Genomic DNA, 12,517 nt, shown 5'->3' with positions numbered 1-12,517 from the left:
TTTATACTCTATTTTATTGATTAAATTATTTTAAATATATTTATTTCTCTAAATCTTCCAAACCAACACTTATATCTTCAGTTATATCTTTTATATATTCTATTCCATTATTGTATGTAAGCTTTGCTTTGATATAAATTATATCATTAATATCCTTTTTAGGAAAATTAGCCTCATAATTTACTTGCTCTCTATCTATATTATCATCTTTACTACCATTTGATAATTTAGCAGACTTAGCTTTATATACAGTATCACCTTTACCTTCATTTACAATAATATCTACATTTTCTAACTTTATATCATCATAAACTTTATTTTTTGATTTTTCACTTTCATGATTAAATAAATTGCTGTTTTCCAATATTTCAATAAAGTATTCCTTATTGTCCCTTATTCCATAATTAAATACAGGTGGTTCAGGCATATAATCAGACTTAGTCAATTTTTGAACATCTGAACTTTCAGATATTGTACCACTTGTAACTACTTTATAATCATATTCACTACCTGTAGTTATTTTTATTTCACAAGTATATGATAATTCCCCATGCTTTGTCATCTCAATCTCATTCCATTTATCACTATCTGCTTTATACATAAAGATTACTTTTCCATCCTTGCCAAGTTTGCTCAATTGTGTATCTACATCAATTACACATTCGTCTTTTTCTAATTTTTTAACTTTTAAATCAATACTTTTTGTTATATAACTTTTTGACATTTCTTCATTAATTATATTGCTAATATCTGACTTAGTATTCATAATTTCTTGTGATAAATAATCTAATTTATCATTAGAAGTGTCAAGATTATTCTTGATACTATTAATAGTTAATAAAATATACCCTAATACTATAATAACTATGATTATAAAAATTAAGTACATAGTATTTTTTTTATTCATTTAATACCCCCCCACTACTACTTTAATACATAATATTATACTCAAAAACTTAAAATTTTTACAGTTACAAGTCTATACAAGATTTATTTAAATTATAATTTTTATTTATTTTTGATATCCAGATAAAATATTTTAAAATATTTTCATCATAAAAAATAGATGTAAAGTATCTAGATTAAATATTCTCTACATCTATTTAAAATAAGCTCTTTCACTAACACTTTTTAGCCATTTCAATAATTTCGCTTGCATGTTCTATAGTTTTTTCTGTTATATTATTACCTGCTATAAGTCTTGCAATTTCATTTTTTCTTTGAGATTGATTTAATTTCTTAACATTTGTAAATGTTCTATTATTTGAAGTATCTTTTTCTATACAATAATGGGTATCTGCATTTGCAGCAATTTGAGGTAAATGAGTTATACATATTATTTGTTTTTTCTTTGCTATATCACTCAATTTCTCACCAACAATTTGTGCAGCTATGCCACTTATCCCTGTATCTATTTCATCAAATACTAAAGTATCTATATCATCTATATCAGCTAATATAGTCTTAAATGCCAACATAAATCTAGACATTTCACCACCTGATGCAACTTTATATATAGGTTTGATATCTTCTCCTAAATTAAAAGATATCATAAATTCAATATCATCTATTCCATTTAAAGTAAATGAACTTTCTTCAAAATTGACTTTGAACATTACATTTTTCATATTTAGACTCTTTAATTCATCAAGAAGTACTTCCTCTAATTGAATTGCCACTTTATTTCTTGCTTTAGTCAGTTTGCTAGCTTTTACTTTTAGCTCTTCTTCTATTTTTATTAATTGATTTTTTAATTGTTCAACTCTTTCATCTCTATTTAATATCTCATCTAGTCTATCTTTTGTCTTTTCATAATATTCAAATATAGCTTCTATACTATCTCCATATTTTCTTCTTAAGTTATTAATCTCATCAATTCTAAGTTCAATCTGTTCTAATTCATAAGGTTCAAAATCTATATTATCTTTGTAATTTCTTATATCACTAGATATATCTTGTAGTTCATACATTATTCTTTCTATAGTTTCACTATATTCACTTAAAATACTGTCATATTTAGATATATCATTAAGCTCTTTAGATGCAATACCTATCAAGTCAATAACATTATATTCACCATTATGTAATTTACTGTAACTTAAGTTTAAATTATTATATATCTTTTCACTATTTCTATAGACATCTCTTTGTTTTAATAAATCTTCATATTCATTTTTATTTAAATTTGCAGCCTCAATTTCATTTATTTGAAACCTTAATAAATCTATTTCTCGTTGAATCTGCATATCATCTTTATTTTCTGTTAAAGAGTTCAAAGCTCTCTTTACTTCGCTGTATTTGTAATAAATTTTTCTATAATCATCTTTAAACTTATCTAGTTCATTTTCTCCAAATAAGTCTAAAAATTTTAAGTGTGTATCCTTATTGAATAAAGCTTGATTTTGATGTTGACCATGTATATCTATAAGTGTAGATGCAATTTCCTTTAGAAAAGATACTTTAACAGTCCTTCCATTTACTCTAGCAGTACTTTTCCCATCTGAATATATCAATCTAGTTATAACCAATAAATTATCATCTTCTATACTTATATCATTTTCATCTAATATCTTTTTTAGATACACGTTATCTGAGAAAAATATAGCTTCAACAAGTCCCTTATCTGTACCTTTTCTTAGAAAAGACCTGTCATATTTCTCACCTAGACAAAGTCCAAGCGCATCTATTATTATAGATTTTCCTGAACCAGTTTCTCCCGTAAGTATATTTAAGTTTTTATCAATACCCAGCCTTAGTTCTTCAACTAAGGCACAATTTTTCATATATAATTCGAGGATCAAGTCTAAGCCCCCTTTTATTCTATTTATCTAAATTATGAGAAGCCTCAACGACTTCCACTATTTTTTTGTCATACATATCACTATCAAATTCATATCCTTCATTTCCATTCTTTAAATGAATTAGATATTCTATATTTCCTTCTGGACCCTTAATTGGAGAAAAATCTAATCCTAAAATTTCAAATCCATTTTGTACTGAAAAATCAGAAATCATTTTTATAACTTCTATATGTGTAGATTTTTCTCTAACTACACCTTTTTTACCTACCTTTTCTCTTCCTGCTTCAAATTGAGGTTTTATCAAAGCTACAATTTCTCCATTATTAATAACTAATTCTTTTGCTTTTGGAAGTACTAGTTTCAATGATATAAAAGATACATCAATTGATGCAAAATCTGCAAATTGCTTTGTATCTTCTATTGTTACATTCCTTATGTTTGTTCTTTCCATACACACAACTCTATCATCTTGTCTCAATTTCCACGCAAGCTGACCATAACCAACATCTATGGAAAATACTTTTATAGCTCCATTTTTTAGCATACAGTCTGTAAAACCACCCGTAGATGCTCCTATATCCATACATACTTTTCCATCAATAGTTAAGTCGAAGTTCTTCATTGCTTTTTCAAGCTTTAACCCACCCCTACTAACATATGGTATTGGGTTTCCTTTTACTTCTATAGCACAATCCTCTTTTACTTCTGTACCTGCCTTATCACATCTTTGATTATCAACAAAAACTAATCCAGCCATTATTGCTTTTTTAGCTCTTTCTCTACTTTCAAAATGCCCTTGCTCTACTAACAATAAATCTATTCTTTTCTTCATAAAATTACCTTTCTGTTAAAAGCTACTTTAATATTGACTAAAGTAGCTTGAAGTAACACACTTGATATTTATTCTAAGTGACAAATTTTAAATTTTATATTAAATTTAATCCATATTATTTATATTAACTCTCTTATTTTATCAGCAATGCACTTTGGCGATAATCCTACAAAATTATATAGTTCATCTGCATTGCCATGTTTTATAAACTCTTCTGGTATTGCTATATTAAGTATATTTACTTTATATCCATTATCTATAATAAATTTACTTATTCTACTTCCAAATCCGCCAGTAATAACATTATCTTCTACTGTAATTACATTTTTATGATTCTTAAATAAAGTATGCAACATATCTTCATCCATAGGCTTTAAAAATCTAGCATTAACTATTGTTGGATTTATACCTTCTTCTAACAATATTTCTTTAGCTTCTAGAGCATGTTTCACCATATTCCCAATAGAAAGTATGACTGTATCTTGTCCATCATCTAATATCTCATATTTTCCTAACTTAATTTCTTTGTATTCTCCTTTATTTAGGTAATAACTATTTCCTCTTGGATATCTAATTGCCAATGGAGAATCCAATTTTAATGATAAATCCATCATAAGTTCCATTTCTCTTGTATCTTTTGGAGCCATCACTACAATATTTGGAATAGAATTTAAGTAACTTAAATCAAACATACCATGATGAGTTTCACCATCATTTCCAACTAGACCAGCTCTATCTATAAGAAAAGTAACTGGTTTTTTTGTTATACATACATCATGAATAACTTGGTCATATGCTCTTTGTAAAAATGATGAATATACAGCAAAATAAGGCTTCATACCATTTTTTGCAAGACCTGCCGCAAACCCTGTTGCATGTTGTTCAGCTATACCAACATCATAATATCTTTTTGGGTAAGCACTTTCAAATAAGTTTAATCCTGTTCCAGATGGCATTGCAGCTGTTATAGCTACTATTTCTTCGTTTTTGCTAGCCATCTCAACCAATTTTTCACCAACACTAACCGACATAGACTTAACTTTAGGAGATGTTACACCTGTCTTTATATCAAACTTTGATACTCCATGATATTTATCAGGTTGTTCCTCTGCAAATTTATATCCTTTTCCTTTTTTTGTAATAACATGTAAAAGCACAGGTCCTTTTTTATGTTTAGCTTTTCTAAGTGTTTCTATTAATTCTTTAGTATTATGACCATCTATAGGACCATAATATTTTATACCTAATGAATCAAAAAATGAACAATCTTGAGGAGAAAAACTATATATTAATTTGTCCTTAAATCTATGTGCAGTCTTAGATAAAATTTCACCTGTTGATGTAACATTTAAAATCTTATCAACTTCATCTGTCATTTTAACAACTGTTGAATTTCTTATAATACTTGATAGATATTTAGACATTCCGCCAACATTTTTATCTATAGACATCTCATTATCATTAAGAATTACTATCATATTAGTATTTATATATCCCAATTGATTTAAAGCTTCAAGTGCCATACCTCCAGTTATAGAACCATCTCCAATTACAGATATAACACTATAGCTTTCTTTTTTTATATCTCTAGCACAGGCAATACCTGTTGCCACAGAAATAGATGTACTGCTATGTCCTGTGTCGAAAATATCATGAGGACTTTCACTCTCCTTTGGAAAACCACTTAGTCCGTTGAATTGTCTTAAAGATACAAAACAATCTTTTCTTCCAGTAACCATTTTGTGAACATAAGACTGATGTCCTACATCCCATACAAATTTATCTTTAGGGCTGTCAAACACTTTATGAAGTGCTAATGTTAACTCAACTACACCTAAGTTAGAAGCTAAGTGTCCTCCTGTCTTGGAAACAGATTTTACTAAAAACTTTCTTATATCCTTTGCAAGTAAATCCATTTCTTCTATGCTCATATTTTTTATATCTTTTGGAGAATTTACTTTATCTAAATATTTATACATATTATCCTCACCTTTTATTTTGTAAATTTTAAATTTACATCAATATTAAAGCTGTTACTATACCAAGTAAAGCTCCAAACCAAACCTCTAGTGGTGTGTGACCTATTAATTCTTTTAATTTCTTCTGCTCTATATGCTTTCCATGTTGAAGGTCTGCTACCATCTGATTCAATATAGTAGCTTGTTTCCCAACAGCACGTCTAACACCTGCTGCATCATACATTATAATCAGTGCAAGCACAGTAATTATAGCAAAATCAGTAGAATTAAACCCTTTTTCAATGCCTACCACTGTAGCTAAACTTGTAACAAAAGAACTATGAGAACTAGGCATACCTCCTGAAATGAGTATTCTTGAAAACTCAATTCTCTTTCCCTTCCCAGTAAATATCTTTATAAATTGTGCTAAGAAACAAGCAATAAGACTTATTCCCAAAGCCCCATTGTTAAAAATCTCCGAAAAAAAGTTCATTTTTCCCTCCTCGATTTTAGCTGTATATTTTAATATTCTCTATCTATTATATATTCAGCCAATCCCTTTAAAAAATCTACATTGTCAGATAATTTTTCTATACTCTTCTTTGCCTCATCTATTAAATTATGTGCAATTTCTTTAGATTTATCTAATCCTAAAAGAGATGGATATGTTGATTTATGATTCTCTATATCACTGCCAACTTTTTTCCCTAATTTTATTTCATCTCCCACTATATCTAGTATATCATCTACTATCTGGAATGATAATCCGATATTTTTTGCATATTTAGTTATTTCTTCCATTTGTTCTGAATTTGCTCCACCTATAGTTGCTCCTGCTCTCATACATCCAACCATCATTGCAGCAGTTTTATTCATATGTATATAATCTAATTTTTCTTTTTCAATTTGTTTATTTTCACTTTCTACATCTACCACTTGCCCACCTATCATTCCATATATTCCAGCACCTTTAGCAATTTCATTTATAGCTTTTAGATATTTTTCTGGATTTTCTTTATTTATTGAACCTGCAAGCATAACTTCAAAAGCATAGTTCAGTAAAGCATCTCCTGCTAAAATTCCCATTGCTTCTCCATATACTTTATGGTTTGTTGGTCTTCCTCTTCTTAAATCATCATTGTCAAGAGCTGGTAAGTCATCATGTATAAGTGAGTATGTATGTATCATTTCAATTGCAATAGCAAAAGGTATAGCTTCTTCTTCATTTCCTCCAACTACCTTACAGGCTTCTAGTGTAAGTATTGGTCTTAATCTCTTACCTCCAGCGCTCAAGCTGTAGTTCATAGCCTCAATAACAGTTTTTTGATAACCTTCTTCTTTTGGCATATATTCTTTAAGTATATCTTCTATAAAACTTGCTTTTTCTTTTAAATGTTGTTTAAATTCCACTTTTATTCCTCCTCTATTCTAAAATCCTCTTCTATTCCTAATTGATTAAATTTACTTATTTTTAATTTTGCATCATCCAAAAGCTTATTACAATGTTTATAAAGACTAATTCCTTCTTCATATAAGCTTAAAGATTCATCTAAGCTAGCATTTTTAGATTCTAACTCATTTAAAATGCTCTCCAATCTTTTGTAAGCTTCTTCATAGGTTAAGTTCATATTATACCTCTTTATTTTCAATTTTATCTATTATACATTCTAAATTTCCATCTTTTAATACTATATCTATGTTGTCTTCAGTTTTCAATCTTTTTATACTATTTATTACTTTTCCGTTTTTTTGAACTATACTATAACCTCTGTCCATAGTGGCTAATGGACTTAGGTTATGAAGTAATGCTCCAACCTTTATTAATTTTTCATCTTCTAATTTTAAATTATTTTCTATTCCAAAAATTATTTTATCATATATTTTATCCAATTGTATAACTTTATCTTTTATTGTGTAAGAATCTAAATAGTTATTTATTTTATTAAACACTGATTCTAACTTGTATTGGTCTAATTCAACTTGGTTTATAAGAGACTTGTTAAGTCTGCTTTTTATATTCCCAAGTTTATATTTTATGTCATCTAATGATGGAGTTGCAATCTCAGCTGCTGCTGATGGTGTTGGTGCTCTCATATCAGACACAAAATCACAAATAGTAAAATCAGTTTCATGACCAACTGCTGATATTATTGGAATTTGAGAGTTAAAAACTTCTCTTGCTACCATTTCATCATTAAAAGACCAAAGTTCTTCTATTGAACCCCCACCTCTACCAACTATAATTGTATCCACATTCTTCATATGATTAAAAAATCTAATTGCTTCACATATTTCTTCTGCTGACCTATCTCCTTGAACAGTTACTGGATAAAGCTTTATATTGACCTTTGGATATCTTCTTTTTATTACATTTATTATATCTCTTATAACAGCTCCTGTTGGAGATGTTATAACTCCAATTGAATTTGGCATTCTAGGGATAGGTATTTTGTATTTGGAATCAAACAAACCTTCTTTATTAAGTTTTTCTTTTAATTTGTTAAATTCTATGTGTAAATTCCCAATTCCCTCTATTTCAATTTCATTAATATATAATTGATATGCACCATCTCTTTCATAAACTGATATATATCCACTAGCTACAACCTTTACTCCATTGTCTAATTTTAGATTACGATTAAAATTACTTTTAAAAATTACACAGTTTAGCTTTGAAGTTTCATCCTTTAACGATAAATAAACATTTCCACTGCTATGTATTTTAAAATTAGAAATTTCTCCCTTAACTTTAAGATTAGAAAGTATTGGGTCATTTATTAAAATTCTTTTAATATATGAATTTGCTTCACTTATATCTAAAGCTCTTAGTTTCATATTTTTTCTCCTAAAAAGTTATTCAATCCTATTATAGCACACCCAACAGCATTATCAGTTGAATATTGTGGCTCTGTAAAATGAGCTTTTATACAATTTTTACTTAGTTTTAAACTTAATTCTTTGAGGATATACTTACTTGCAGAAACTCCACCTGCAAAAACTACTTCTTCTACATTATAAGCTTCACATAAATATATTAAAGATTTAAACATGTTTCTAACTACTGAATCCAGTACTAATTTAGATATATATTCTTTTTTATTTTTACTAATATTATCTATATTGTTATCTATAATTTTATTCACCTGATTTTCTAATCCAGATAAATTCATATATCCCTCTCTTACAGAAGTTTTTAGACCACTTTCTATTTTAAGATTACAATTTAAAGCATTTTCATCTAGATATTTTCCTGAAGGAAATTTATATCCTAGCTTGACACCTATTCTATCTATAAGTTGCCCAAAGCTAATATCTTTACTTCCTCCAATTATATCTATATTATATCCAAAATTATTGTATAACTTACTTTTATCATCTTTTTTAGTATTTATTTTAGCTATTGCATCTAAGTTTTTTTTATTGCTTATTTTAGTTATTACATCTAAATCTTTGTTATTTGCATCATAATTATTATCATGCTTAGTTATTAAAAGTATCTCTGTAGTGCCACCTGACATATGAACAGAAATAAATTTGTTATTATTTTTTAATTTACTATTTAATAAACTAGCCTCAATATGATTTTCCTGATGAGTCGTTTCATAAAATTTACATCCATGTATACTTGATAATAACTTTCCAAAATTGTACCCAACATTAAATACAGGCATGTATGAATTTTCAACTGGTCTAGGCTTAATAGATGAACAAACTCCCTCTATGACAAATTTGTCCCCAAATGATTTTATCCTATCACTAAGTAATCCTAAGTTATTTATGTGTTGAAACACAGCTTCACTTTGTCTCAATCCTTTTGAATTTTCCTTTACTTCTAGCATTATTTTTTCATTAAAAATAACTTTTTTATCTAAAGAGATAGCTGCTATAGAAGTAGTATAGCAGCTAGTATCAATTCCAATTATTATATTATTGTTCAATTTCATCAACAACACTTCCTAATATTCCATTTATAAATTTAGGAGATTTATCATCACAATATATCTTTGCAAGTTCCACAGCTTCATTTATTGATACTTTATTAGGAGTGTCTAAATAAACTATTTCACACACGGATAATCTAAGTATAGACACATCTACCTTTGGCATTCTATCTACTGTCCAATTTTTAGCATGCTTATTTATTAATTCATCTATCTCATCATGATTCTCTCTTAGTGCTTTACATACTGTATTTATATATTCTCTATCTACTATATCTTCAAGTTTAGTATCTTCTAATTTTAATTTTGCATTATTTGAGTACTTAAGTGTAAGTTCTTCATATCTATTTATAATATGTTCTGAATTATCTTTTAAGAAAGAATCCACTTTATAGTCTAAACCTTCAAACTCCTCTTTATTAATATTTATTTGGTATATAAGTTTCATTATATATTCCCTTGTTGTACTTTTTTGTGCCCTATCTTTTTTCATCAATTAAAATTCTCCTTTAAGTTTAATTATCTATATAAAATCAAATGCCAACAAAAAACCCTCTGACTTTTCAGAGGGCTAATATTAATTTTTCTTAGTTGCTTTTACTTCTTCTTTATCAACTTTATCTTTCTTAAAGCTGATTCCTTGAATGTGTATATTTACTTGAGAAACCTTCAGTCCTGTCATTGTCTCAACAGTATTTTTTACATTTTCTTGAACTTTAAAAGCTGTATCTGGTATTGACATGCCATATTTTATCATAACCATTACGTCTAAATTAACATCCTCTTCTTCTATTTGTATCTTTACTCCATTATTTTTTAACAACTTATCTGTTAATGTTGCTGTAGTTTCTATGCCCTCAACTTCTAATGCTGCTAAACCAGCTATTGTAGCTATTACATCATTAGATATTTTTACTTGTCCAAATTTATTATCTTCCATATTAAAACTTACCTCCTGATTTTAAGGAACTATTTTTATAAGTATAATAATACCAAATACAACTCTACTTTGCAAGAAAATAACCTCAGTTAATTCTGAGGTTTATATTTTACTTAGTATTATTATTTGTAAGTTTAATATTTTCATACTTTACATTAGCCTGTTCTGCAACCAAATCAAATATTTTTGCTGCATCTTTCTTATCTAATTTAGCTTCATTTACAACAACATTGACTTTGCTATCACTTATATAAACTAATGCTTCTTCATATCCCTTTGTACTCAAAAGATTTTCTATTTGAAGCTCCTTTTCTTGAGTTTTAACTATATTTAATTTCATATTAGAAGCTTCTTTTCTAGATTCCTCTGTTGTAGATGGATTATTTATCATTTCATTTAAATCCTGAACTAATTCATTTCTTTGTTTTTCTCTATTCATTTTCATATCTAAAATATAAGATGCTTTTTTCATATTCTTTTCAGATGATAATTGAGCTTTTATTTCTTTACTTGTTTCAGTTACTTTTTCCTTAACCTTACTAGCCTTACTATCAACTATATCAATGTCAGCACTCTCTTTGCTATTTTGTTTATCTGTAGCATCTGAGTCTTCTTTATTGCTACTATCACTATCATCAGTAGTATTCTTCTGTAATTGAGCTTCTTCATATGCTTTAAATTCTTTTGATGTTTCTAGTAAAGATTTCTTACTAAGTTGATAATTTACTGTTCCTACTATTACTAACATTGCAGTTAAAGTTATTATTACAAATCCTCTTCCCTTATAATTAAACTTCATTCATTTATCCCCCCGGTTATATGTATTTATTTAGAATATATTTCTACTTGATGACCTGCTACTTGTAATGATGTTTGAACTGCACTATAAAGTGTTTCTTTGACATTTGGATTACTAGCTCCACTTGCTACTACTATCACTCCTTTTATCTTTGGCTCTGTAGTTTTTATAACTACAGGGTCACTTGAATTTGAAGTTATCATTGTTTTATTTTCACTTGAAGTTGTAACTGTTCTTTCTCCACCTTGTGCATCTTTCTCCTCTGTTGTTTCTGTTGTTTGGTTTGAGTTAAAAGCAGGTTGTATTTCTTCACTTGACTCAAATGTAATCATTACATCAACATCTCCTGCTCCATCAATTTTAGATAGTATTGTTGTTAATTTTGATTCTAAATCGTCTTTTTCATGTTCCTTAGCAACTTGTTTTTCAGTCTTTTTGTCAGCATCTGTTTTTCCAACTTTTTCATCAGTTTTGCTACTTGGAAAACAAGATAATAGTACTAATGATACCACACATATTCCAGCTATAGTTATTAGTGAATATACCTTTCTCTTATCTTTGTCGTTTAAGTTTTTAAACATTCTTCCAACTCCTATTTATCAATTTGTATAGTTTCTATAGAAACATCAAGCACTTTTATTAGGTCATTTTTTAGTTTGTCTTCATTTAGATTCAGTCCATACTCTGTACCTTTTTTAAAAACTTGTTTAGAATTTTCTTTGTCATTAGAGTTTATGCTATCTTCATCTCCTTTAGTACTATTATTTTCATTTTCTTCATCACTATTGCTCTTTGACATATTATTTTTTTCTTTTATTTTTATATTATTTATATTTGCACCATTAAGCTCTATATCTTCTAAATCATAACCATATTCATCAAGCTTTAGCTTAAGCACTTCTTTCAAACCATCTTCATAGCCCTTAGATAAGCTAGTATTTCCAGTCTCTTCTGCTAAAGCATTTGTACTATCTACATATTCCTTATTGTAATTTCCCATAGATTTTAAAATTCTATCTTCTAAGCTCATGTCTTTTGAAAAAAATCCTACCACTGGAGTTATTACAATAAATACGAATATAAAATTTAACACCAAGTTCACATACGGCTTTATCTTGGAACTAGGTAAAATCATATCAACTATATTTACTATAAATGCTCCTATTAAAATACTAACTATCCATGCCTTTATGCCCTCTAACATAGCATCCTCCTCTCTAAAATATTTAGATTAAAAGTAATTACT

Annotated in this window: 14 protein-coding genes; all 14 read right to left on the bottom strand. The window is 27.9% G+C overall.

All coding sequences use genetic code 11. The features are described 5' to 3' along the window. Nucleotides 1–40: 40 nt before the first annotated feature. A complete protein-coding gene (locus IC174_RS03910; RefSeq protein ID WP_227482206.1) occupies nucleotides 41–907 on the bottom strand; it encodes a hypothetical protein in 867 nt (288 codons plus the stop codon). 214 nt (nucleotides 908–1,121) lie between these two features. Continuing rightward, entirely contained in the window at nucleotides 1,122–2,801 is a 1,680-nt protein-coding gene (gene recN, locus IC174_RS03905; protein ID WP_227482205.1) for a DNA repair protein RecN, read from the bottom strand. Between the two features lie 19 nt (nucleotides 2,802–2,820). Then, nucleotides 2,821–3,633 (bottom strand): TlyA family RNA methyltransferase, encoded by an 813-nt coding sequence (locus IC174_RS03900; RefSeq protein ID WP_227434129.1) that lies wholly within the window; start codon nucleotides 3,631–3,633, stop codon nucleotides 2,821–2,823. A 119-nt stretch (nucleotides 3,634–3,752) separates the two neighbouring features. Then, nucleotides 3,753–5,612, bottom strand: coding sequence for a 1-deoxy-D-xylulose-5-phosphate synthase (gene dxs / locus IC174_RS03895; RefSeq protein ID WP_227482204.1), 1,860 nt, complete (start codon nucleotides 5,610–5,612; stop codon nucleotides 3,753–3,755). 34 nt (nucleotides 5,613–5,646) lie between these two features. Beyond that, nucleotides 5,647–6,084 (bottom strand): divergent PAP2 family protein, encoded by a 438-nt coding sequence (locus IC174_RS03890; protein WP_227434127.1) that lies wholly within the window; start codon nucleotides 6,082–6,084, stop codon nucleotides 5,647–5,649. A 29-nt stretch (nucleotides 6,085–6,113) separates the two neighbouring features. Then, nucleotides 6,114–7,001 (bottom strand): polyprenyl synthetase family protein, encoded by an 888-nt coding sequence (locus IC174_RS03885; protein ID WP_227434126.1) that lies wholly within the window; start codon nucleotides 6,999–7,001, stop codon nucleotides 6,114–6,116. A 2-nt stretch (nucleotides 7,002–7,003) separates the two neighbouring features. Then, nucleotides 7,004–7,219, bottom strand: coding sequence for an exodeoxyribonuclease VII small subunit (gene xseB / locus IC174_RS03880; protein WP_227434125.1), 216 nt, complete (start codon nucleotides 7,217–7,219; stop codon nucleotides 7,004–7,006). Between the two features lies 1 nt (nucleotide 7,220). Then, complete coding sequence (gene xseA, locus IC174_RS03875) at nucleotides 7,221–8,426, bottom strand: exodeoxyribonuclease VII large subunit (protein WP_227482203.1); 1,206 nt, start codon at nucleotides 8,424–8,426, stop codon at nucleotides 7,221–7,223. Then, nucleotides 8,423–9,535 (bottom strand): O-sialoglycoprotein endopeptidase, encoded by a 1,113-nt coding sequence (locus IC174_RS03870; RefSeq protein WP_227482202.1) that lies wholly within the window; start codon nucleotides 9,533–9,535, stop codon nucleotides 8,423–8,425. Before IC174_RS03870 ends, xseA begins: the two co-directional genes overlap by 4 nt. After that, nucleotides 9,519–10,025 (bottom strand): transcription antitermination factor NusB, encoded by a 507-nt coding sequence (gene nusB, locus IC174_RS03865; protein WP_227482201.1) that lies wholly within the window; start codon nucleotides 10,023–10,025, stop codon nucleotides 9,519–9,521. The genes IC174_RS03870 and nusB overlap by 17 nt, the downstream gene beginning before the upstream one ends. An 84-nt stretch (nucleotides 10,026–10,109) precedes the next feature. Next, nucleotides 10,110–10,472, bottom strand: a complete 363-nt coding sequence (locus IC174_RS03860; protein ID WP_227434121.1) for an Asp23/Gls24 family envelope stress response protein — start codon at nucleotides 10,470–10,472, stop codon at nucleotides 10,110–10,112. 109 nt (nucleotides 10,473–10,581) lie between these two features. Further along, complete coding sequence (locus IC174_RS03855) at nucleotides 10,582–11,271, bottom strand: SpoIIIAH-like family protein (RefSeq protein WP_227434120.1); 690 nt, start codon at nucleotides 11,269–11,271, stop codon at nucleotides 10,582–10,584. Nucleotides 11,272–11,297: 26 nt separating this feature from the next. Beyond that, nucleotides 11,298–11,852 (bottom strand): stage III sporulation protein AG, encoded by a 555-nt coding sequence (locus tag IC174_RS03850; protein ID WP_227434119.1) that lies wholly within the window; start codon nucleotides 11,850–11,852, stop codon nucleotides 11,298–11,300. An 11-nt stretch (nucleotides 11,853–11,863) separates the two neighbouring features. Further along, nucleotides 11,864–12,475 (bottom strand): stage III sporulation protein AF, encoded by a 612-nt coding sequence (locus tag IC174_RS03845; RefSeq protein WP_227434118.1) that lies wholly within the window; start codon nucleotides 12,473–12,475, stop codon nucleotides 11,864–11,866. Nucleotides 12,476–12,517 lie beyond the last annotated feature (42 nt).

The sequence above is a fragment of the Clostridioides sp. ES-S-0001-03 genome (assembly GCF_020676075.1).
Lineage (GTDB): Bacteria > Bacillota > Clostridia > Peptostreptococcales > Peptostreptococcaceae > Clostridioides.
Note: the sequence above shows the minus strand (reverse complement) of the source record. Positions and strands in the feature narration are given on the sequence as shown.

Bases quoted from the DNA above. Each gene is read 5' to 3' on its own strand.
- IC174_RS03910 (WP_227482206.1), bottom strand. From the start codon at position 907: ATGAATAAAAAAAATACTATGTACTTAATTTTTATAATCATAGTTATT.
- IC174_RS03900 (WP_227434129.1), bottom strand. From the start codon at position 3,633: ATGAAGAAAAGAATAGATTTATTGTTAGTAGAGCAAGGGCATTTTGAA.
- dxs (WP_227482204.1), bottom strand. From the start codon at position 5,612: ATGTATAAATATTTAGATAAAGTAAATTCTCCAAAAGATATAAAAAAT.
- IC174_RS03890 (WP_227434127.1), bottom strand. From the start codon at position 6,084: ATGAACTTTTTTTCGGAGATTTTTAACAATGGGGCTTTGGGAATAAGT.
- xseB (WP_227434125.1), bottom strand. From the start codon at position 7,219: ATGAACTTAACCTATGAAGAAGCTTACAAAAGATTGGAGAGCATTTTA.
- xseA (WP_227482203.1), bottom strand. From the start codon at position 8,426: ATGAAACTAAGAGCTTTAGATATAAGTGAAGCAAATTCATATATTAAA.
- IC174_RS03870 (WP_227482202.1), bottom strand. From the start codon at position 9,535: ATGAAATTGAACAATAATATAATAATTGGAATTGATACTAGCTGCTAT.
- nusB (WP_227482201.1), bottom strand. From the start codon at position 10,025: ATGAAAAAAGATAGGGCACAAAAAAGTACAACAAGGGAATATATAATG.
- IC174_RS03860 (WP_227434121.1), bottom strand. From the start codon at position 10,472: ATGGAAGATAATAAATTTGGACAAGTAAAAATATCTAATGATGTAATA.
- IC174_RS03855 (WP_227434120.1), bottom strand. From the start codon at position 11,271: ATGAAGTTTAATTATAAGGGAAGAGGATTTGTAATAATAACTTTAACT.
- IC174_RS03850 (WP_227434119.1), bottom strand. From the start codon at position 11,852: ATGTTTAAAAACTTAAACGACAAAGATAAGAGAAAGGTATATTCACTA.
- IC174_RS03845 (WP_227434118.1), bottom strand. From the start codon at position 12,475: ATGTTAGAGGGCATAAAGGCATGGATAGTTAGTATTTTAATAGGAGCA.